Raw genomic sequence first — 19,670 nt, forward strand, 5'->3', positions numbered from 1 at the left:
TTCGACTAAAAAATACTTGGTCCTATTCATCCTTCTTTTTGCTAGTTTACTTTTACTCTTTTTTCCTATTGTAGTATATTTAATCAAAAACCACTACTTTCTTGCAGTGATTTCATTAAGTTGAATCATTCCTTCTTCAAGTTTATCATCCACAACTTTTGCGTCATTGATATGCCTAACAATTAAATCATTCGCACTATCAAATATATGTTTTGTATGGGAAATTTCGTGCATGACATCCTGTGAATACCTCTTTTGCTCATCAATGGTATCAAGAACAAAATGTACTTCCTTCTGTACAGCTTCAACAATCGTCATAATAGAATTAATTTTTTCCGTCGTAGATGTACTTACCTCCACTCCTGATTGAACAAGGATTGTACTATTTGTAGTAGATTGTAAGGATCCGTCAATCTCTTTTTGAATCGTTTTCGTGAGTGAACTAATATGATCCGTGCTAGATGCTGTACTCTCAGCTAATTTTCTTACTTCTGCAGCAACTACTGAAAATCCTTTTCCCTGCTCACCGGCCCTAGCTGCTTCAATAGAAGCATTTAGTGCCAGTAAATTGGTTTGGTCCGCAATTTCTTTAATAACCTGGACAATGTTTTCAATTTCCTTAGAACGGCTATTAAGATGGTTCATTTTTTCAGATGTATCATTTAATTGACTACCGAGTTGTTTCATAATGGATTCAACTTCTAACACTTGGCGTTTTCCATCTTTTGCTTTTTCAACCATATCCTCTGCTTCTGAAAGTAATGCTTTACCATTTTTATATAATTTTGTAGAGTTGTTAAAAGATAACTGACTTAACTCTTCAACCCTGTCAAACTTTGATTTTAATTTGGCAACCAAATCACCTAGAACATGATGTTGACCATTAACATGCTCATGTTGTTCGATTGTTGCTACAAGTTCCTCGTAAAAGTTTTTAAAAAACACCGTTGTAGTTTCTCTCTGTTGTTCTCTTTCCGCTATTAATTCTTTTATTTCTGTTTTTAGTCGTTCATTTTCTTTCACTAGACTGTTCATATATTGTCTACGAACAAACATTGATGACATCTCCTTGCAACAATCAATATTTGGCTTTATCGTACCAAACAAGAGCCATTTAAACCTGTGATATTCATCACAAACTCCTATATTTCTACATGTTTTCTTTCGAGTGTGATACGCATCACCTCATACATCCTATTAAAACGCTATGCTAATGGTAATGAAAAATTTAGGAGGTCATAAAATGGTACAAACTTTTACTGAACAACATATTATCGGAGAAATTGTAACAGAGTTTCCGAAGGCTGGAGACTTATTCAAGAAGCTTCGAATTGACTTTTGCTGTGGTGGTAATCGCCCACTAATAGATGCTATTGAAGAAAGAAATCTTTCAAAAGATGACGTTTTGACAAAATTAAACACTCTTTATCAAGAAACGAAAGAATTAAATGAGAGAACAGTGGATTGGAAAGCTGCAAGTTATTCTGAATTAATTGACCATATTATCAATAAACACCATCGTTATTTAAATGAAGAACTTCCACAACTCAGCCCATATGTAACAAAAGTATTACGAGTACATGGAGGTAATCACCCACATCTAGCGAAAGTTCATTCATTATTTAATCAGTTAAAGGTGGAACTTGAGCAGCATACAATTAAAGAGGAAGCAGACTCATTCCCTCTAATTCTTAAATTTGAAAATGAACCTACTCCAGAAAATCATGAACTCGTGAAAAAACATGTAGAAGATCTAGAAGATGATCATGACGAAGCTGGAAGATTAATTAAAGAAATACGTGATATCACAAATGATTTCCAACCACCAGTTGGAGCTTGTGGCACATACCGTCTAGTCTATCAGCGGCTTGAAGCGCTTGAATCAGATTTATTTGAGCATATACATCTAGAAAATAATATTCTGTTCCCAAGAGCAGCAGCTGGAAACTAAGAAGAGACTTATACAGATATCAATTCCAGAGAAGTATATGCAGGTCTTGTACTTTTAACCTTTGTAGGCCTTGTAGTAGCGATAAACTCAAGACGCACGATTACAGTAGTTGAGCATTTTCAATCAGATTGATCACAAAAAAAATGAGCTGATACTAACGGAGGCAGCTGAAAAACTTACGTTTTTTATAGGTGATTAAATTGATAAATCAAAAAAGACGACTAAAATTCATTTTTTGAATTAAAAGTCGTCTTTTTTATGCATATGATACCATTTCACCCTGGGTTATTACCCTAATAGTTTTAAAATCCGCTTTATATTTACCGTAAATATCGCCATGGCACCTTGTAATTCCATGCCAATTAGACCCGAGGATTTCGCTACATCATACCCGTGTCTGTGTTTTAATTCGCTATTTTTAGCTTCTATTTTATAACGCTCTTTGTACTTAGAACGCTCGACAATATCAACATCAGACAAGTCATGGATAGTCTTTAGCAATAAATATTTGAACATGCGAATAGGGTCGACAGCATTTCAACCGTTATCACGACAGTAATTTTCCTTAAGCTCTTCATATACGAAAGAGAAGTCCACAAGTTCATTAATTTTCCGTAGCATAGTTAGACGGTGGGCGCTTTGCGACTTCGGATTTAAATGATTTGTATCGTCGTGTTATCAACCGTAACAATCGTTTAATTGTTGTTTTTGAATCATTGAACCCACCCACATAGAATTGATACAACCATTATACAATGAAAAAAGGTATTATTTTCTCAAATTCAGAGAAAATAATACCTTTTTAACTAATGTTGATTGGAGCGGAAGGCACGAGACTCCTGCGGGAAAAGCGTGGCCAGGGGAGACCCCGCAGGAGCACAGCGACGAGGAGGCTCCCGGACCGCCCGCGGAAAGCGAGTGGCTGCAGCGGAAATCAACACCAATTTTAGAAAGGGACTTTTTCAGTGCCCTCTACTATCGTCAGCTCATTTTTCACGTTATCCTATCATTAAGGGCATTAGACGTTACATTCATCTTCTGCCTATTATTGTTGTTATTACCGCTAAATAATGCTTTTCCCACAAAAACCCTTCCTATAAATACAATACATATAACTATCCCTAAGATAAATAAAGCTTTTCCAAGCTGTTGCTGTTCCGATACTAAATAATTATTACATAGTCTTGCTGGTGACACTATATAGAGCCAACTCATTACAAAAATCTTAGAAATGAGATTCGTCCAAATAAAAGATTTGCTAATCGAACCAAGCAGATTCCAACTATAGTACAATGGTACCCCTACAACAAAAGATAGACTTAGATATTTGGCCATTTCCATATAGGGGTCATTCAACGCTGCATCCATCGCCCGAGGTAGCATCCAGAAAATGGATACACATAAAACAATAATAATCCCTGCTATACCATTTTCATTATAATAAGTAAAAAAGCTTCTCCATCTTTTTGGGAATCCTTTAGCTAGAAAATATCCACTAGCTACTAATATTGGGTATTGAATAAACATTGTGCCTACCATGCTTTCTTCTAACCATAACCTTATATAGGGGATGGAAACAATCAGAAGTAAAAGTAGCGCTACAAATATATCACGATAACGGTACATAACTTCACCCCTAGAAAAGAAAGGTATCTAAAAAATCCACAACAGTTTGTGGCGTTTGGTAGTCAAAAATATTGGTTAGTTTTCCTTCTGGGTTAATTAAATAAAAAGCAGAATTATGCTCATAACCACCATATTCATTCGGTATCACAATAACTTTTAGTGCCTCTAACACATTCTGTAATTCTTGTTCATCTTGAATAGTCGCCATTTTCCACCGATCGCCATCCGCTCCGAAATGTTCTGAATAGGCTTGTAAGACTGTTGGAGAATCATTTTTAGGATCAAAGCTTATACTTACTAAAACAACATCTGTCCCAAGTACATCCTCTGGGATATTTTCATAGATTTCTGCAAAATTTCTTTCTAATACAGGACAAACATCTCCACAGGTTGTATACATAAATGTAAAGAGCGCATATTTCCCCTCTAAATCTTGTAAACTGAAGGTGTTTTCCCATGAATCAATTAATGTAGCAGAAGGGAGCTTCGGCTGCTCCCTTTCTAGGTCAATAATTCTTGCCTTCTCTGCTGTAAAAGCACGTAATCCATCCGTACCTAGCCAAAGCAATGAAATACTTACAACTAATGCAAATAGGATACCGACACCTTTACGCAACATGGTGATCTGATCCTATCTTATCTTGGTACTTAAAGTCCATTGATCTTGAATAGTTCCAAAAACGGATGATAAATGTCAAGACAGCTAGAACGATAAAAATACCAAAGATTGCCCCCATACGGTCATATGAAACCCACTCTTGGAAGTGTTCGGCCCATCTTCTTGGTGCTCCTACTTTTCCTGAATATAGGAATGATCCACATAATCCTATGAAGAACATGATGTATACCCAAAAACTAATCGGATCAACTGATGATTCTTTCTCTTTTCCATTCACTTTAATTAAGTAATACATAAACCCAAATAACATTGCTGTTGCTCCTAATCCCATATACATATGGAAATGTCCTGGAACCCATTTTGTATTATGCATTACATGATTAACGACGATCGTTGCATCAATAATGGCTGGAACAACACCTATTACCCACCCAAACATAGATAGAAACATAAAAGATGAGGCAATGTCCCACTTAATTCCAGAACGATATACAATCATTAGTGCTCCATATGCTGTGACAACTAGTACTGGTAATCCATTTGCATATGATAACACCTGTCCAATTATGATCATCCATTTTGGCATGGCAAAGTCCATTAATAAATGATGGGTATAGATTGTAATCGTAAACAAAGTTGAACAGTTCCAGGCAATCAAGAATGGTCGATTGGCTTTCCATGGACGATTTGTATATGTTGCTAAGATTTCATAAACCGCTATAACACCCATATAAATAATTGAGTTAGCAAAAATGTGACCAAACGCGTATGTTAGGTTCTTGGCAAGCATTGGATCAATCATGATTGATGGTATAAACAGATTAATAAGGTTCATAATGAGAACCGTTGCTCCTGCAATTAATGCAGTAGTATTTACAATCGCAACCATTGTACTCGCCACGACCGCCGCTGGAGGACCATAACCTTTTTCCTTACCAAATACAATTGACCAGCCCAAGCCTCCACCTAAACTTCCATATTGTTTAATAATTCCTCGAGCTACATCCAAATTTAGTAATAAAAATCCTATTCCGAGTATGAGCATACCACCTAAATACAGGGCTGCTCCAGTCATTGACCAGCCACCAGCAGAAATGGCAGGTAGGGGGTATAAGAAGGTCCATGCTCCTGCAAAATCAAATACAAAGATACCTACTAATACCATTACGACTCCGATAATGAAGGTGATAAGATTAGTTATTAGAATTATTTTGCTTAATTGAACATATTTACTAAGGAAATACCACATAACAGCAACAGCAGATAATGCAGCCGCACCAATCATACCTGTTCCGTGGACAGTCATGATTTCATAAAAGAAGCCAGGGTCTATATCCATCATTTTTCCTTGTGCAAGAAGCATCAAAACCCCAAATACCATCATGAATAAAATAATTAGACTACCTGTTAATAAATACATAGCTATTGTTTTATTTTTTGAGGTATTTGACCCCCGAATAGTAGTAGACATGTTACCTCCTCCTTCTTAATTTGTAACAACTATTTCACCAATCATGAGATGGTGAGCAATTCCACAGTATTCCATACATAAAATTTGATACGTGCCAGGCTCCGTGAACGTATAAAAAACAGTGTTTGTATATTCTGGCATCGCCTGAGTTTGTGCAACTAAGTTCATATCTTTGTCATAGATACCAAAGCCATGGTTTACATCTGAACTTGTAATGTCAAATTCGATTGGTTCACCAACTTTGAATTCAGTCTGACTCATATTCCAGCCAAATTGGAACGCTTCCACATCAACGATGACAGGATTTTCACCTTGCCCATAGACTGGCCTTTCAAAAGGAAGATCTTGAAGTGTACAGTATGTTGCAGTCCCAAAAACAACTAGTAAAATAATGAAATACAACGTTCTAAAGCGGTACCATTTTTTTTGAATGCCGTCATACTCTTTTCGTTTAGTTGTCTTTAATACGACGGTAATAAAAATGACGGTGATTAACGTCATTAAAATAATGGAAAGATACCAAGCTGCTGTTTGGTACAAAAGAACCCCCTCCTCATTTTTCTTTTCAGCAAAATTGTCACATATTGACTGTACATAATCTGTTAAGTTTGTCACAAAATGGTTTAAAACCAAAAAAAGACACATTCTTGTCAAGAATGCATCTTTCTTAAACTTGCTATTTAATTAGATACGTAGCTGCTAGCATTAAAAAAGAAATGAAGACCGTTGTAACAACCCAGAGCCAGGCTAATTCCATATTGCCACTATCGATTGCCACATAGATTGCCGTAGGTAGTGTTTGTGTTTTACCTGGAATGTTTCCAGCAAACATTAGGGTTGCTCCAAATTCACCAAGAGCTCTGGTAAAACTTAAGATAAAGCCTGTTATAATCGACTTTATGGATAACGGAATGGATATAAATAAAAACAGGTTCATTTCACTTGCGCCATCTGTTCTTGCAGCATCCTCAATATCTGGATTCACTGATTGGAATCCAGTTTTTACGGATTGATACATGAGCGGAAATGCTACAACGGTTGAAGCAATAACCGCTGCCCACCACGTAAACATGATTGGTTGACCTGTTATTTTTTCAATAAATGATCCGATGACACTATTTCTCCCAAAGATCACAATTAATAAAAAACCCACTACGGACGGAGGTAAGACAAGTGGTAGCATCAAGACTGTTTCAAGAAAGAGTTTCCCTTTAAATTGCTTATGCGCCATCCACTTCCCTGCGACCAAACCAAGAAGTAAGACAATGAATCCTGCCGTTATTGCTATAGACAATGATAGTTTTATAGGTGACCAAAATGTGTATTCCATCATATAAACCTCAATTGTTAGAAAATGTTCAAAATTATGCAATCCCTATTCTGATAAAGGTCTTGCACCCATCATGTAATAAGTGTGATTAATTATACACCTACTATTATAGTAACATTATATTATTCCTTTAGAAGCAATTATAGCATCTCCAAAGGAAGGTGGTAACGATGAGTCGCATAACATTAGAAAAGCCAACGCTCTCAAATGAATTAACAGAACTATTACAATCAGCTGATCACGTCATACATATGGAAAAGGGACAATATCTATTCCGTGAAGGAATGAAGGCTTCAGAGCTCTATCTCATTCTGTCAGGCCGTTTAAAAGTAAGCAAAGGGACAGCCGATGGGAATGAACTATCCTTACGAATCTGCAGTCAAAATGAAATTGTTGGGGAGTTAACATTGTTTACAGACGAACCGAAGTATTTATTTGATTGCAGAATATTAGAAGATAGTGAGATTGCAGTCATTCAAAAAGATGAATTAGAAAGGAAACTCTTTGAAAATACTTCCTTGGCATTTGAATTCATGAAATGGATGAGTGACCATTTTCGAAAAACACAAACAAAATTTAGAGACCTCGTTTTACTTGGCAAAAAAGGGGCAATGTATTCAACGTTAATTAGAATGACCAATAGTTATGGGATTCAAAAGGAAAATGGTGTCTTTATTGACCTACATTTAACGAATCAAGAGCTTGCTAATTTTTGCGCAACAACAAGGGAAAGTGTAAACCGTATGCTACATGAGCTAAGGGTTAAAGGGATCATCACCGTCTCGAGAGGCTATATTACCATTCATGATTTAGCTTACATAAAAAATGAAATACAATGTGAAGAGTGTCCTGCAAAATATTGTAGTATTGAATAACCATAAAAAGCGAAAAGACCCATAGATTCCTGGGTCTTCTCGTTTGTCTAGTTCCAGACGCCGTCAGCTTGAGGTCATAAGCTAATCGTAGATACAATAAAAATGAGAGGGTAAAGTGTCTCAATTTTAGTTTAAGGCCATACATTCTGTGCATGGAGTTCGAATCCTAACCATACTGGATTCAAAAACAGCACAAGAAAAAGCTTGCTAACAGGATTCTTTGCCTTCAGATTGTGTTTTCTTTTTTGCGAAGGGCTTTTGGAATATATACACAGAATGGCTCGCTCTCCATGTAATCCCCTGTCATAGCATAAGCTCGAGAACGCGATCCACCACATACATGTCTAAATTCACAAACGCCACATTTTCCTTTATATTTATCTGGATTACGCAAATCTTTAAAAATTGGGGATTCACGATAAATTTCAGCCAAGGGAGTTTCCCTTACATTTCCTGCTATTACTGGTAACAAGCCACTTGGATATACATCCCCTGTATGAGAAATAAACACGAATCCATTGCCATCGTTTACACCTTGAGGTGCTCTTCCAAGTCCATCGATTTTCCCTGTCTTACCTTGCATGAGTGCATCTTCATAGCGAATTTGTTGTTCTGTATCTTTTGTCTCACGCATCTTAGACTGGATTACCACACGTCGATAGTGCTGTGCAGCTGTTGTTTTAATATCAAATTTTACCCGTTTACTTAAATCATATAACCAGCGAAACACCTTTTCGTGTTCTACAGGTGAGATCATATCTGTTTCCTTACCTCTTCCTGTAGGAACTAAGAAAAACACACTCCACAATACACAATCAAGGTCCTCCACTAATTTTGCCATATCATCTAATGCATGAACATTATATCTTGAAATAACCGTATTTATCTGAATAGGAATTTCAAGCTCATGTAAATACTGAATAGCTTTCATGGTTAAGTCAAAAGAACCATTTGTTCCACGGAAGTGGTCATGAATTTCAGCAGTCGGACCATCCAAACTGAACGCCCAACGTGCTAATCCGACTTCTTTTGCTTTCTGAATAGCTTCTTTCGTAACATTAGGAGTTGCACTTGGTGTCATTGAGACGCGCACACCTTTTTGAATAGCATAATCTGCGATATCATACACATCGGGGCGCATTAATGGATCCCCGCCCGTAAACACAAGCATGGGATTATTCATTTCGTATATTTGGTCAATTAAATTTTTTCCTTCTTCAAAGGAAAGCTCTCGGGGATCTCTTTTATACTGTGCTTCCGCACGACAATGTAGACACTTCAATTGACAAGCTCTTGTAAGCTCCCATATTACAATAAATGGATCCTGATTATAATCTCTTTCAAACATGAGGCAAACCTCCCTTGTAATGTCCACCATTTTAACACTATAAAATAGTGAATAATGTGAGTCACATCACAGTTGACGGAGGTTTTTCAAATTGTTCACAATTGAAAAAGCTCAAGGTACCTTAAATTCAGCTACTTGTCTAGAACATCCTGTACCTAACACTGGTACCTTTGCCGTCCGTGAGAGTTATAAAGTTTTATTTAAGCGCTCACATAAAATAGCGGTACTTTCATTCGATTGTCTTAACAGCTTGATTATGATGGCACCTAAAGTAAGACAAATAATAGTATTACTAAATGGAAGAAAATAAAATCTGAAGAAGTGTTAAATGTAATTGAGGGTTAACACTACAGCTACCAGTAGGTTCGGAGCCCCCATGAGGAAAAACAAATAGGAATATCTAAACTTTTTTTTGCGGAATTGCTTATCTTCAACGTAGTAATTTGCTCTCATCCGATCTCCCCCTACAAAGGAATCAGATACGATTCCTGCAAGCAAAAAGCAGATGATTCCAAATGTCCCAGAAATAACAGAATATGCTTCAAATTGATGAGTAGACAAACCTAAAATTAGTAAAAGGCCAGAGGATACTATACCTAATATCAAGCCTACTCTCAAGTTTCAATCCCTCCTTCATAAAGACATTGTATTCATATTTTATCATACTTTTCAGAAAATTATGAGTGTATAAGCTTGATTTTTAATACAAAAACAACTCGGGCCCACACGATGTGGGGCCTGAAGACCTGCCGCTCTAGCGTGGTGTGATTAGTCTTTTTTTCTTATATTAGGAAAAGGGACTTGTGTAATTTTATTAAACTCTGTTTGATTATTGATATTTTCGAATTCCATTCCTTGCAGATCTAGGTCTTGATCTGTTAAATATTTAACCTTGCATACTTCTAATAACTGGCTCATTTTTAAAAAATTTTTCTTCAACAATCTTTCTATTTTAGTTACCACCCTAGCATGATAGACAGCTATTAAAGGTTGCTTTCTTTCATAAATGATTGGAACAATCGCATCATAACTCAGGTCATTCGTAAAGGACATTAACTGTTTTACAAGATCGTCTGTCACAAAAGGCGTATCACATGGTATTATTACGTACCAATTTGCTTCCCCCTTTTTCATAACAGTAAACATTCCCGCTAGTGGACCACACCCTTGGAATTCAGGTACATCTTGAACAACTTGAAAAGGTGTTTGTTTTTCAAATTGTTCCTTTAAGTCAGGATGACTCACAATATAGAGGGAATCCACATTTTCTGCTAGTGCTTTAATTGCGTATTCATAAAAATATTTTTGATGAAGCTTCGCGAATGCCTTATGGCTACCAAATCTTCTAGACTGTCCCCCTGCCAAAACAATACCTGTGAATGTTGAATTAGTCATGTTGGAACCATCCTTTTACGTTTTCTCCATAGTAGCATGATTGAAACAGTCTTCCAAACAGAAACTATAGATTTCCCCTTCAGATGGACGCTTTAAGCGTATGTGACTTTGAGCCACCTTAACGAAATGTGGAAGCAGCTAGCACTCTAAACAAATTTATTCCCTACGAAAATCGCCACGTCCTCATGTCTAATCGGCACTAGCACTTCCTGTGTGTCAGAGACTCCGACATAGAGGCGCTTTTTGCCTCGTAGGAAGAGTTGAAATTTCTCAAGTTTCTTGCCGCTACAACTGGACAAGTCGCTAATCGCCCCTGTGGGGTCTAAAGTCTCACTTTTTGTGAGCAGACTTTGAAGTACTACCTAGAATTAACCTACGCACGAAGAATATATGAAGACATTTTCGAGGTGTCACCACCTAACGCTGCAATCAATAGGTTTGTTTTATTCATTAGCACCAATCTTTTAAAAAGGCTTTCTATAAAAAACAAGTGTAGGCAACTTTAAAAAGCTTTGCCTACACTTTAAATGATATCGTATTTAGTTATCAATTTTGTTTTTTACCAATGGCAACTCGCCAAATGTCTGGACCTTGTTCTAGGTATTCCCATGTGAACTCATCACCGCGTTCCATCTTAAATTGATATTGGAGTGGTCTTGGATCATGGTCATTTGTTAACTCCATGATTTCACCTGGTTTTAAGCTGTCAAATGTTCTAAAAATAGTTGGGTGTTTATCCTTCGGCGCATAATCTGGTGCATTTACTTTCGCTGCAAATCCCATATTAATTCCTCCTTAGCGTTTTATGGCTTCATGATACCCAAGTCTGAATCTAGAAGTAGTGAGTCTAATCACTATGTAGATATGTTTTTTATCATAACGCATACCCAACGAAGGAATTAGTGGAACTTGTAGCTTGCGATAAAAGACCATAGGATGTTGCGACATATTTAATGGAGACGCGTTAAACAATATTAACTTTATGTATTGATTGTGCATGAAAAAAGTCGAAGCGAATTAGAAAACTACTCCTATTTTTTGTGTCTATTTTATGAAAAATGTGTAGGATCTTCACTACCTATGATATAAATCACAGTCTAATAAAGGAAGATTGCTACACTTAATATATTAGTTATTAGAATAAGGAGTGAGTCAGATGAGACTGCCATCCATTCATGAACAATTGAATGGAGTTCCGTTGTTTCGGGAACTAACCACAGAGGAACTTCAGCCAATTGTTGACATTTCACAATCACGATTATATAAGCAAAAAATGTTTATCTTTATGCAAGACGATCCACTTGATCGTGTTTTTTTTATTCAATCTGGAAAGGTAAAGATATATAAATCAGATATGCATGGCAAGGAACAGATTGTTTCTGTACTTGAAGCAGGAGAAATGTTTCCACATGCAGGGTTCTTTCGAAAGGGTGGATTTCCAGCACATGCTGAGGTAATGGAAGATTCAAATATTATCTATACCCCTATTGATAAATTTGAAGAAATACTGCTTAAAAACCCTGAACTTTGCATTAAAATTTTTAGGGTTCTAGGTGAAAAAATAATCGACCTCCAAAATCGCCTAGAGGAACAAATTCTCTTAAATACTCAAGAACAAATTGTCATGCTCTTACTTCGTTTATGTAGAAGTAATGGAGAAAAAATTGGGAATCGATATAAACTAACCACTCATTTCACAAACCGTGAACTTGCCAATATGATCGGGACCACACGAGAATCTGTTAGTAGAACGATTTCGGTATTGAAAAAGAAACAAATTGTTGATCTGACCCCAGATGGATATTACTTATTAGATCATATGAGGCTTCACGATGAAATTTATTAAGTTCCTTTTTAAAAATAGTTCATTTTGTGATTCAAGTCACATCATTTCTCACTGAAAATGATTATCATTAAGTTATACATTTTATAAGGGGGAAATTTTAATGAGTCAAGAGGAAACCAAAGTTGTAGAAATAGATGTTCGAGAAGATCTTAAAAATAAAATTGAACCTTTTCAAAAGATAATGGAGGCTGTTAAACCTTTACAAAATGGAGATGCCTTCATTTTACATGCACCATTTAAACCAACTCCTTTGTTTCCAATTTTAAAGGCAAAAGGCTTTACAAACGAAGCAGAGCAAATTGATAAAAAACATTGGAAAGTTACCTTTATAAAAAGAGGTGCCAAAGAATGAAGCTAGATAATCGGGGTCTTGAGCCTCCTACACCAATGATGAGAACATTAAAAGCACTTGAAAATTTAGATAAAGGTGACACCTTAACCATTATCAATGATCGTCGCCCTATGTTCCTATATGAACAACTCGACGAACTTGGCTACAAACATACAACAGCATCACATCCTGATGGCGGCTTTCAAATTGACATTACAAAGTAAGGAGCTCACTAGTAAATGATGCCTCAATTATCAAATGAAACAGATATTAGGCTACCTCTGTCCTTTATTATTTTTAGTATCGTCGCCCTTATAGCTTCCCAAGTTATCCTTCTATTTAATGGACACATAGTGATAGAGGGGAATTTCCGAACGCCTGCCATCCTATCATCTGCCCATTTACTCATTCTTGGTTGGGCCTTAATGGTAACTATGGGGGCGATGTATCAGCTAGTGCCTGTAGCTTTCCTTACACCGATTTGGAATGAGAAATTTGGATTTGCTCAATTCTGGGTAACAGCAATTGGATTTGGTGGTTTTGGAATCACCCTATCATTCTCACCCACCCTTTCAATTTTCACAGGTTCTCTAGCTGTTATTGGAATTTTGCTATTTCTTTTTCAAATGTTTATGACGATGAAAAAACAGGCCAAAAAAAATATTTTAACCCTATTTGTAGGTAGTGCGTTAATCTGTTTGCTAATCACGATTACACTTGGAATATTACTAATCATAAATTTAGGAATGGGTATTTCAAATCTTGATCACCTTGTTGTCCTAAAAAGTCATATTTTATTAGGTGTTGCAGGGTGGTTTACTTTCTTAATTTTTGGCTTTTCTTATAAAATGATCCCAATGTTTTCATTATCACACGGTTTCTCAATGAAACCTGCTAAATGGATTTTTATCGTATATGCAATAGGACTTATCGTAACAATTTTTAGCTTCATCACCGAGAAAAACTTGTTTTTACAGGTTGGGATGAGTCTACTGTTTGCAGGCTTTGCGCTATTTTCTTACCATATTACCACGATCATCAAGTTGAGATTAAAGAAAAAGCTTGATCGACCTTTTATTTTTTCATTGATTGCTATTGGTTTTGGTCTAGTCGTTCACTTAGCTGGAATGATTCTTTCTATCTTGCCAAGTTATTATGAATTGTTTGGTGTCCTCATATTTCTATATATCATCTTATGGATTGCATGTAGCATCCTTGGATATTTATATAAAATTATTCCTTTTTTATGGTGGACACATAAATACAGTAAGCTTATTGGAAAGAGGGATGTACCTACTTTAAAACAGATGATTGATGAAAAAATGGCAATTCCTATTTATACGGGGCTTGTTGGAGGTTGTCTTGTTGTCATTCTCTCCATTGCAACAGGTTATTTGCTTATCTTTTCAATCGGCCAAAGCTTCGTTGTTGCTTCTACCTTCTTTTTCAGCTACAGCATTATAAAAGTACTTTTCAAATAAGGGGAGAATGATAATGGAATTAAAAGATAAAATTCTCGATCAGTTAAAACAAGTAATTGACCCTGAACTCAATATTAATGTTGTCGATTTAGGACTTATATATGGTATTGAAATTAAAGAAAATAATAATGTGTATATTGAGATGACGTTAACAACTCCAGGTTGCCCGCTCCATGACAGTATTACAAGCGGAGTTAAACATTCCGTTGCTTATCTTGAAGAAGTGAATGAGGTCGAGGTATTAATGGTTTGGCATCCCGCCTGGTCTCCTGAACGTATGTCAGAAGATGCAAAAAAACAATTAAGCGGATATTAAGGCATTGAATTTCACATTCTCCGCATGTTTCGTTATACTTAAGAAAAGTAAAAGGCGCCTCAATTTCAGTTAAAAATATGCACGTCCTGTGCAAAATGCTCGAATCCAGCCGTCCTGGCATTGGGGACAAGTATTAAACAAGCGTGACCGAAGGTGTTATTACCTTCTGAAGTGATTGAGTTACGTCTCGAGCCGATGGCGCCTGAAACTAGACACCATTAAAGTAAGCTATTTCTCGAAAGGAGAGTTATTAAATGGATGAAGCATTAAAAGAAAATATGTTGGGTGCTCTTGAACAAGTGATTGATCCTGAATTGGGGATTGATATTGTAAACCTAGGCCTTGTATATGATGTAGATATGAATGATGAGAATGTCGCCCAAGTTACCATGACTTTAACATCAATGGGTTGTCCGCTCGCAGGTACAATTGCAATGGACGTTAAACGAGTTCTAACTGAATTACCAGAAGTAAAAGATGTAGATGTAAACATTGTTTGGAATCCACCATGGAACAAAGATATGATGAGCCGTTACGCAAAAATTGCATTAGGAATTAGATAAGCTCCCAAAGAACGTGTCATGTGTGACACGTTCTTTGCTTTTATAAATGCTTTTTAAACCAGTCTACTGAGGCAAGTAAGCCCTCTCTACTCACTTTATGATCCATTGTTGTATCAACAATAAAGGTTAAGTTTTGCTCATTGTCTTTGTAGAGTGGCAATAACTCTTTATAAAAATCATATGTGTATTGGAATGGTACGACCTTGTCTTTTTCGCCATGCCAAAATAATAGTGGTCTTCCATTTAACTTTTCTGGTTGAAAGGTTAGATCATATTTCCTTAATTCCGAATACAATTCTTCCAATTCTTTATCATTAAGAGGAATTTCAATATCATGTTTTTTCATTTCTTCAATTTGACCACGACAAAATTCTTCATAATACGGGCTTCCCATTAAACTTACAGCTGTTTTGATCCAAGGGTATTGAGTCAGTGCACCTAATGTGACTATTCCTCCCATTGAAGTCCCAGCAACACCAATTCTTGTCTCATCGATAAGTCCTTCTTTATTCAACTCGTCTTTGATGACAGCAAGTTCCTTAATTTCATTCATCACAATGTCCCAGAATTTAAAATTCATTTCAAGTTCTTCAAGGCCCTTATCGCGTTCACCATGATAATCAGCCTCTGGTAAAACCACTCGGAAACCTTCTTCGGCATATAAATACGCATAATGAAGATTGTGTTCTTTCGCACTTCCAAAGCCGTGAATAAACACGATCAGTGGTAATTTTTCATCTTTCGCTTGTTTTTTTACAATATGTAATAATGGAATATCCGCATACTTCTTTTTTTCAACAATAATCATTTTGTATGTACTCCTTTTATGAAGAATTAACCAATTACTAGTGTAACACTAATTTTAAGTTTATCTAAAAAGTTTGTCTTTTCATTGACGATTTTTTTCATAAATGGTTTAGTTAAGGAAAGGGAATATAGAGGCAAAGGAGATTCTTATGACAAAACAACACTTAATTGCACTTGATCTAGACGGTACATTGCTTAAAGACGATAAGACCATATCAACCAAAACGAAAGCTACGTTAGAGAAGGCGAAAAAAGCTGGACATGCAATTATGATTGCGACTGGAAGACCCTACCGTTCGAGCTCGATGTACTACCAGGAACTTGGTCTAACAACGCCTATTGTAAATTTCAATGGAGCCTTTGTCCATCACCCTCTCGATCAAAATTGGGGTGTCTATCATGATACACTTGATCTAAAAACGGTTAAAGAAATTGTAGAAGTTGCAGATGAGTTACGTGTGAAGAATATTTTAGCCGAAGTCATCGATGATGTATATTTTCACTATCATGATGAAACGATGTTAGATATTTTCGGCATGGGGAAACCGAATATTGAAACCGGTGATTTACGAAAAATTTTAAAGCATGATCCGACTTCATTGTTAATTCACCCCGATGAAGTGATTGCGGATAAAATCCGAAAGTACCTTTCGGAAATACACGCAGAAGTGGTCGATCATCGCAAATGGGCTGCACCTTGGCATGTGATTGAAATTGTAAAAGCTGGTCTCAATAAGGCTGTCGGTATCCAAAAAGTTGCAGACTATTATCAAATTCCAAAAGACAGAATTATTGCCTTCGGAGATGAAGATAATGATTTGGAAATGATTGAATATGCAGGTCACGGAGTCGCCATGGGCAACGGGATTGATGAGCTTAAATCAATCGCCAATCATGTGACTTTAACAAATGAAGAAGATGGGATCGCCCTTTACCTAGAAGAAGTTTTAAAATTAGAGAATAAGTAAGGAGAACCTGCTGAAATGCTGGTTCTTTTTTATGTCAAAATTAGAATTGTGCCCTTTGATAAATAATTAAGACCGAACTTTTATCAATTTTGACCTATTTACAATAATGGTACTATTCCTTCAATTAATTATTCGCCCACTCACATGAATTGTTACGAACCATCAGAAATAATTACCTGATATAACCGAACCGAAAAAATCAAACAATATAACTGGTGCTACCACAAAGCACTTCTTTTAAAGCTGTTAAAGGGGGAATTTACGGATGGGTAGTAATAAATCAAAACGATTTGTTCATCAAGGTGCAGATGCAGTACAACAACATGCTCAGCGCTTTCCTTACCGTACCACTCTAGCAGAGGCAGAAGCTAAGAAAAAGCAAAATGTCGAAAATTCATCACTTGGAGGAATATAACATGGGTAACCGTTTGTTCCAGAAAGCCCGAGAAACAGTTGAAATTGCAAAATTAGCCAGCACGGGTCAAAGTGATGTACCGCTACAAGATGCCATTTCGGTTGCGAAAAATTCTCTTTCTTCTGCATATGCTAACTCTACGACAGCCGAAAAAGAACAACTCCGCGAATTACAAAATGAATTAGACCAACTTCAGTAAAATGAAACTTCAACCAGTGGAGGATTTCTACATCCTCAACTGGTTGTTAGTTGCGACCCACAAGATGTGGTCCCAGAGACATTGCCACATGGTTATGGCATTCTACGTCTTTGGTCCTTATTCAAAAGTATTTACTGGCAGTTGATTCTTCTTTAGCTTAACGAATGCTTTTAGAGTAAGAATTATATTGCCAATAAGTGCGGGTCCACCTGGTACGAATTCAACAAAGGGGTCAGACAATTTTGTCTGACCCCTCCCCCATTATTACTGGAACTGTTGTAATTTAGCATGGTATAGATTTGTGATGGAACCGTCCTTCGCACTTCTTTCATATAAGTGAAGAATCAATGCCCCATTTGTAGGTAGTTTTTCTTTTGGGATAGATATATTAATTTCAAACGGAGCCCATGCAGGTGCGCCTTCTGAAGCCGTTTGGAGCGTTTCTGGTATCACATAGTCGTGTCCATCCTCAACTGAATAGAAGAATGTTGCTTCGAAAACTCGTACTTCTCCAGTTACAGTATATTCTCCATTTTCACCGACTACTTTTACATTTCGGAACGCGTTATTCTCTTCCCCTGGAATAGTGAACATTTTTTCTGTCTGTAGTGCGTTTTCTTCAATTTTTTGTCCATTCACTTCAAAAGCTGTTGAGGATACTGTCGCTTTATATTCTCCAGGAGCAAGTCTCGTACCATCATTTGATGTATAGTCCCACTGTTCCTCCCAGACCTCTTCCTTGCCTGGTTCAAGTTTCATTTCTTCAAGGGACATAATAAATACTTTGTCAATCGAATAACGGTAGACTTCATTTTCATTACTATCTGTCACAACAATTTCGTATTTCTGTCCACCTGGTATTCCTACTTTCAATGTGCTATCGCCAGTGTTTTTTAATGAAATCGTAAAGGTTGCAGCACTTTCCTCTGTTTTAATTGAGAAGTCAGCTTTAAGATTTTCAACCATATTCTCTCCAGCTTCTGGTTTTTCACTCTCTTTTTCTGGTGGTGTTTCTGATTCTATCTTTTCAGCGCCTCCTCCATTCACTGGAAGAGCATCTTCAGATGTCGTTCCACATCCAGTAACAAGAAATATACTTAATACGAATACGAGGGCTAGCAAAAGCCATTTTCTCATAATTGTCACCCCTTTACACTATTAGTCGAAGCATGTATAAGAAAAGTTACTATTCTTTACGAAATAATCCATAAACACCAATCGTTTGAAGGATATTTGTAAACGCTTGAGGATCTACTTCTTTAATAACACGTTCTAAGTCATATAATTCATATCGTGTTAAGACAATCATTAGTACTTCCTTTGTTTCACTTGAAAATGCCCCTTTTGCAGGGATTAAAGTGATTCCTCTCACTAATTTTGATTGGATCGCTTCTTTTAATTCTTCAGCTTTTTTTGTAACTATCATTGCAGTTACCTTCACATGACTCGTGTGAACTGTATCTATTACCTTGGTCAACACATACAAAGCCACAAGGGTATAAAGAGCCTTCTCCCAGCCAAATAAAAAACCTGCTGACAGTACGATGATGGCATTAAGTGTAAAAATATAGGTCCCTATAGGCTTATCCTTAGATTTTGATAAAACGAGTGCAATGATATCTAGTCCCCCTGTCGATGCACCCCATTTTAAGGTAAGTCCGATACCAATTGCTTGAATGACAGCACCAAAGACAGCATTTAGTAAGATATCATTAGAAATATGTTTAAGTGGAATAAACAACAAAAATAATGAGGTTAGAGCAACTGAAACAAAGCTATAAAGAGTAAATGCCTTCCCAACTTTTTTCCAACCTAATATAGCAACTGGAATGTTTAATAATAGTAAAATGACCCCAGTAGAGACATGAAATGGTGTGTAATCACCTATAATCCGATATAAAAGTTGAGACACACCTGTAAAACCAGCTGAATAAACGTCTGCTGGGATTAAAAATAAATTTAATGCAGCTGCATTTAGCAATGCTCCAAATGTAACAATTAGTACTTTTTTAAATTCTCTATTCACCATCTAAATAGGCCTCCTGGTACAGCATTCTACTCTTACATGATAAAAAATGTAGTCATACAAAATTTTTCCTCATTTGTTGTATTTTTATCCAATTCTCGCT

24 protein-coding genes and 3 pseudogenes are annotated in these 19,670 nt (G+C 36.5%); 12 read left to right on the forward strand and 15 right to left on the reverse strand.

Annotated elements, in window-relative coordinates; translation table 11 throughout:
* Positions 1-93: 93 nt before the first annotated feature.
* Positions 94-1,065, reverse strand: a complete 972-nt coding sequence (locus ACWPVE_RS02490) for a methyl-accepting chemotaxis protein (protein WP_453990484.1) — start codon at positions 1,063-1,065, stop codon at positions 94-96.
* A gap of 178 nt (positions 1,066-1,243) precedes the next feature.
* Here ACWPVE_RS02490 and ric point away from each other — a divergent pair, with 178 nt between their 5' ends.
* Positions 1,244-1,951: an iron-sulfur cluster repair di-iron protein gene (gene ric, locus ACWPVE_RS02495; protein WP_453990485.1), complete on the forward strand. Its 708-nt coding sequence runs from the start codon at positions 1,244-1,246 to the stop codon at positions 1,949-1,951.
* A 288-nt stretch (positions 1,952-2,239) separates the two neighbouring features.
* Here the strand turns inward: ric and ACWPVE_RS02500 are convergent.
* Together ACWPVE_RS02500 and ACWPVE_RS02505 are read right to left on the reverse strand one after the other, a co-directional pair.
* A pseudogene (locus ACWPVE_RS02500) lies at positions 2,240-2,407 on the reverse strand (transposase); the annotation flags it as partial.
* Positions 2,381-2,572 (reverse strand): annotated as a pseudogene (locus ACWPVE_RS02505) (transposase); the annotation flags it as partial. The pseudogenes ACWPVE_RS02505 and ACWPVE_RS02500, both read right to left, overlap by 27 nt.
* A gap of 2 nt (positions 2,573-2,574) precedes the next feature.
* On the opposite strand from ACWPVE_RS02505, the pseudogene ACWPVE_RS02510 reads away from it, so the two are divergent.
* Positions 2,575-2,649, forward strand: a pseudogene (locus tag ACWPVE_RS02510) (hypothetical protein); the annotation flags it as partial.
* Positions 2,650-2,944: 295 nt separating this feature from the next.
* On the opposite strand, the gene ACWPVE_RS02515 reads toward ACWPVE_RS02510, so the two are convergent.
* The 5 genes from ACWPVE_RS02515 to modB form a co-directional block, all read right to left on the reverse strand.
* Positions 2,945-3,577 carry a hypothetical protein gene (locus tag ACWPVE_RS02515; protein WP_453990486.1) on the reverse strand — a complete coding sequence of 211 codons (633 nt, stop codon included), beginning with the start codon at positions 3,575-3,577 and terminating at the stop codon, positions 2,945-2,947.
* A gap of 10 nt (positions 3,578-3,587) precedes the next feature.
* Positions 3,588-4,196, reverse strand: a complete 609-nt coding sequence (locus tag ACWPVE_RS02520) for an SCO family protein (RefSeq protein WP_453990487.1) — start codon at positions 4,194-4,196, stop codon at positions 3,588-3,590.
* Positions 4,186-5,667 (reverse strand): cbb3-type cytochrome c oxidase subunit I, encoded by a 1,482-nt coding sequence (locus ACWPVE_RS02525; protein ID WP_453990488.1) that lies wholly within the window; start codon positions 5,665-5,667, stop codon positions 4,186-4,188. Before ACWPVE_RS02525 ends, ACWPVE_RS02520 begins: the two co-directional genes overlap by 11 nt.
* 15 nt (positions 5,668-5,682) lie before the next feature.
* The gene (locus tag ACWPVE_RS02530; RefSeq protein ID WP_453990489.1) at positions 5,683-6,207 is read right to left on the reverse strand and encodes a cytochrome C oxidase subunit II; all 525 of its coding nucleotides are present in this window, start codon (positions 6,205-6,207) and stop codon (positions 5,683-5,685) included.
* A gap of 136 nt (positions 6,208-6,343) precedes the next feature.
* Complete coding sequence (gene modB, locus ACWPVE_RS02535; RefSeq protein WP_453990490.1) at positions 6,344-6,997, reverse strand: molybdate ABC transporter permease subunit; 654 nt, start codon at positions 6,995-6,997, stop codon at positions 6,344-6,346.
* Between the two features lie 170 nt (positions 6,998-7,167).
* On the opposite strand from modB, the gene ACWPVE_RS02540 reads away from it, so the two are divergent.
* Positions 7,168-7,872, forward strand: a complete 705-nt coding sequence (locus tag ACWPVE_RS02540) for a Crp/Fnr family transcriptional regulator (RefSeq protein WP_453990491.1) — start codon at positions 7,168-7,170, stop codon at positions 7,870-7,872.
* Positions 7,873-8,098: 226 nt separating this feature from the next.
* Here the strand turns inward: ACWPVE_RS02540 and ACWPVE_RS02545 are convergent, their stop codons facing one another.
* From ACWPVE_RS02545 to ACWPVE_RS02560, 4 genes are all read right to left on the reverse strand, one after another.
* Positions 8,099-9,220, reverse strand: a complete 1,122-nt coding sequence (locus ACWPVE_RS02545) for a TIGR04053 family radical SAM/SPASM domain-containing protein (protein ID WP_453990492.1) — start codon at positions 9,218-9,220, stop codon at positions 8,099-8,101.
* A 324-nt stretch (positions 9,221-9,544) separates the two neighbouring features.
* Positions 9,545-9,838, reverse strand: coding sequence for a DUF5316 domain-containing protein (locus ACWPVE_RS02550; RefSeq protein WP_453990493.1), 294 nt, complete (start codon positions 9,836-9,838; stop codon positions 9,545-9,547).
* 150 nt (positions 9,839-9,988) lie between these two features.
* Entirely contained in the window at positions 9,989-10,615 is a 627-nt protein-coding gene (locus tag ACWPVE_RS02555) for a molybdenum cofactor guanylyltransferase (protein ID WP_453990494.1), read from the reverse strand.
* A gap of 546 nt (positions 10,616-11,161) precedes the next feature.
* The gene (locus ACWPVE_RS02560) at positions 11,162-11,398 is read right to left on the reverse strand and encodes a DUF2249 domain-containing protein (RefSeq protein ID WP_453990495.1); all 237 of its coding nucleotides are present in this window, start codon (positions 11,396-11,398) and stop codon (positions 11,162-11,164) included.
* A 373-nt stretch (positions 11,399-11,771) separates the two neighbouring features.
* On the opposite strand from ACWPVE_RS02560, the gene ACWPVE_RS02565 reads away from it, so the two are divergent.
* The 6 genes from ACWPVE_RS02565 (at position 11,772) to ACWPVE_RS02590 (ending at position 15,152) form a co-directional block, all read left to right on the forward strand.
* Complete coding sequence (locus ACWPVE_RS02565; RefSeq protein WP_453990496.1) at positions 11,772-12,461, forward strand: Crp/Fnr family transcriptional regulator; 690 nt, start codon at positions 11,772-11,774, stop codon at positions 12,459-12,461.
* A gap of 100 nt (positions 12,462-12,561) precedes the next feature.
* A complete protein-coding gene (locus ACWPVE_RS02570) occupies positions 12,562-12,813 on the forward strand; it encodes a DUF2249 domain-containing protein (protein WP_453990497.1) in 252 nt (83 codons plus the stop codon).
* A complete protein-coding gene (locus ACWPVE_RS02575) occupies positions 12,810-13,016 on the forward strand; it encodes a DUF2249 domain-containing protein (RefSeq protein ID WP_453990498.1) in 207 nt (68 codons plus the stop codon). Before ACWPVE_RS02570 ends, ACWPVE_RS02575 begins: the two co-directional genes overlap by 4 nt.
* Before the next feature lie 15 nt (positions 13,017-13,031).
* Entirely contained in the window at positions 13,032-14,273 is a 1,242-nt protein-coding gene (locus ACWPVE_RS02580; protein ID WP_453990499.1) for a hypothetical protein, read from the forward strand.
* Between the two features lie 13 nt (positions 14,274-14,286).
* A complete protein-coding gene (locus ACWPVE_RS02585) occupies positions 14,287-14,589 on the forward strand; it encodes a metal-sulfur cluster assembly factor (RefSeq protein ID WP_453990500.1) in 303 nt (100 codons plus the stop codon).
* Between the two features lie 254 nt (positions 14,590-14,843).
* Positions 14,844-15,152 carry a metal-sulfur cluster assembly factor gene (locus tag ACWPVE_RS02590; RefSeq protein ID WP_453990501.1) on the forward strand — a complete coding sequence of 103 codons (309 nt, stop codon included), beginning with the start codon at positions 14,844-14,846 and terminating at the stop codon, positions 15,150-15,152.
* Between the two features lie 40 nt (positions 15,153-15,192).
* Here the strand turns inward: ACWPVE_RS02590 and yjfP are convergent, their stop codons facing one another.
* The gene (gene yjfP / locus ACWPVE_RS02595) at positions 15,193-15,960 is read right to left on the reverse strand and encodes an esterase (protein WP_453990502.1); all 768 of its coding nucleotides are present in this window, start codon (positions 15,958-15,960) and stop codon (positions 15,193-15,195) included.
* Positions 15,961-16,108: 148 nt separating this feature from the next.
* Between yjfP and ACWPVE_RS02600 the strand changes: the two genes are divergently transcribed.
* The 3 genes from ACWPVE_RS02600 to ACWPVE_RS02610 all read left to right on the forward strand — a co-directional run bounded on the left by ACWPVE_RS02600 (position 16,109) and on the right by ACWPVE_RS02610 (position 17,541).
* Positions 16,109-16,927 (forward strand): Cof-type HAD-IIB family hydrolase, encoded by an 819-nt coding sequence (locus ACWPVE_RS02600; RefSeq protein ID WP_453990503.1) that lies wholly within the window; start codon positions 16,109-16,111, stop codon positions 16,925-16,927.
* Positions 16,928-17,192: 265 nt separating this feature from the next.
* Positions 17,193-17,342, forward strand: coding sequence for a competence protein (locus ACWPVE_RS02605; RefSeq protein ID WP_453990504.1), 150 nt, complete (start codon positions 17,193-17,195; stop codon positions 17,340-17,342).
* A gap of 1 nt (position 17,343) precedes the next feature.
* Positions 17,344-17,541 (forward strand): DUF3813 domain-containing protein, encoded by a 198-nt coding sequence (locus ACWPVE_RS02610; protein ID WP_453990505.1) that lies wholly within the window; start codon positions 17,344-17,346, stop codon positions 17,539-17,541.
* A 264-nt stretch (positions 17,542-17,805) separates the two neighbouring features.
* Here ACWPVE_RS02610 and ACWPVE_RS02615 read toward each other — a convergent pair whose 3' ends face one another.
* Positions 17,806-18,678 carry a BsuPI-related putative proteinase inhibitor gene (locus tag ACWPVE_RS02615; protein WP_453990506.1) on the reverse strand — a complete coding sequence of 291 codons (873 nt, stop codon included), beginning with the start codon at positions 18,676-18,678 and terminating at the stop codon, positions 17,806-17,808.
* Between the two features lie 49 nt (positions 18,679-18,727).
* Positions 18,728-19,570 carry a YitT family protein gene (locus ACWPVE_RS02620; protein ID WP_453990507.1) on the reverse strand — a complete coding sequence of 281 codons (843 nt, stop codon included), beginning with the start codon at positions 19,568-19,570 and terminating at the stop codon, positions 18,728-18,730.
* Between the last annotated feature and the right edge of the window lie 100 nt (positions 19,571-19,670).

The sequence above is a fragment of the Bacillus nitroreducens genome, assembly GCF_964021195.1.

Excerpts from the sequence above, each read along its gene's own strand:
- ACWPVE_RS02615 (WP_453990506.1), bottom strand. The coding sequence starts at position 18,678 with ATGAGAAAATGGCTTTTGCTAGCCCTCGTATTCGTATTAAGTATATTT.
- modB (WP_453990490.1), bottom strand. The coding sequence starts at position 6,997 with ATGGAATACACATTTTGGTCACCTATAAAACTATCATTGTCTATAGCA.
- ACWPVE_RS02575 (WP_453990498.1), top strand. The coding sequence starts at position 12,810 with ATGAAGCTAGATAATCGGGGTCTTGAGCCTCCTACACCAATGATGAGA.
- ACWPVE_RS02540 (WP_453990491.1), top strand. The coding sequence starts at position 7,168 with ATGAGTCGCATAACATTAGAAAAGCCAACGCTCTCAAATGAATTAACA.
- ACWPVE_RS02520 (WP_453990487.1), bottom strand. The coding sequence starts at position 4,196 with ATGTTGCGTAAAGGTGTCGGTATCCTATTTGCATTAGTTGTAAGTATT.
- yjfP (WP_453990502.1), bottom strand. The coding sequence starts at position 15,960 with ATGATTATTGTTGAAAAAAAGAAGTATGCGGATATTCCATTATTACAT.
- ACWPVE_RS02545 (WP_453990492.1), bottom strand. The coding sequence starts at position 9,220 with ATGTTTGAAAGAGATTATAATCAGGATCCATTTATTGTAATATGGGAG.
- ric (WP_453990485.1), top strand. The coding sequence starts at position 1,244 with ATGGTACAAACTTTTACTGAACAACATATTATCGGAGAAATTGTAACA.
- ACWPVE_RS02620 (WP_453990507.1), bottom strand. The coding sequence starts at position 19,570 with ATGGTGAATAGAGAATTTAAAAAAGTACTAATTGTTACATTTGGAGCA.
- ACWPVE_RS02580 (WP_453990499.1), top strand. The coding sequence starts at position 13,032 with ATGATGCCTCAATTATCAAATGAAACAGATATTAGGCTACCTCTGTCC.
- ACWPVE_RS02590 (WP_453990501.1), top strand. The coding sequence starts at position 14,844 with ATGGATGAAGCATTAAAAGAAAATATGTTGGGTGCTCTTGAACAAGTG.
- ACWPVE_RS02560 (WP_453990495.1), bottom strand. The coding sequence starts at position 11,398 with ATGGGATTTGCAGCGAAAGTAAATGCACCAGATTATGCGCCGAAGGAT.
- ACWPVE_RS02555 (WP_453990494.1), bottom strand. The coding sequence starts at position 10,615 with ATGACTAATTCAACATTCACAGGTATTGTTTTGGCAGGGGGACAGTCT.
- ACWPVE_RS02565 (WP_453990496.1), top strand. The coding sequence starts at position 11,772 with ATGAGACTGCCATCCATTCATGAACAATTGAATGGAGTTCCGTTGTTT.
- ACWPVE_RS02610 (WP_453990505.1), top strand. The coding sequence starts at position 17,344 with ATGGGTAACCGTTTGTTCCAGAAAGCCCGAGAAACAGTTGAAATTGCA.
- ACWPVE_RS02525 (WP_453990488.1), bottom strand. The coding sequence starts at position 5,667 with ATGTCTACTACTATTCGGGGGTCAAATACCTCAAAAAATAAAACAATA.
- ACWPVE_RS02570 (WP_453990497.1), top strand. The coding sequence starts at position 12,562 with ATGAGTCAAGAGGAAACCAAAGTTGTAGAAATAGATGTTCGAGAAGAT.
- ACWPVE_RS02515 (WP_453990486.1), bottom strand. The coding sequence starts at position 3,577 with ATGTACCGTTATCGTGATATATTTGTAGCGCTACTTTTACTTCTGATT.
- ACWPVE_RS02585 (WP_453990500.1), top strand. The coding sequence starts at position 14,287 with ATGGAATTAAAAGATAAAATTCTCGATCAGTTAAAACAAGTAATTGAC.
- ACWPVE_RS02490 (WP_453990484.1), bottom strand. The coding sequence starts at position 1,065 with ATGTCATCAATGTTTGTTCGTAGACAATATATGAACAGTCTAGTGAAA.
- ACWPVE_RS02600 (WP_453990503.1), top strand. The coding sequence starts at position 16,109 with ATGACAAAACAACACTTAATTGCACTTGATCTAGACGGTACATTGCTT.
- ACWPVE_RS02605 (WP_453990504.1), top strand. The coding sequence starts at position 17,193 with ATGGGTAGTAATAAATCAAAACGATTTGTTCATCAAGGTGCAGATGCA.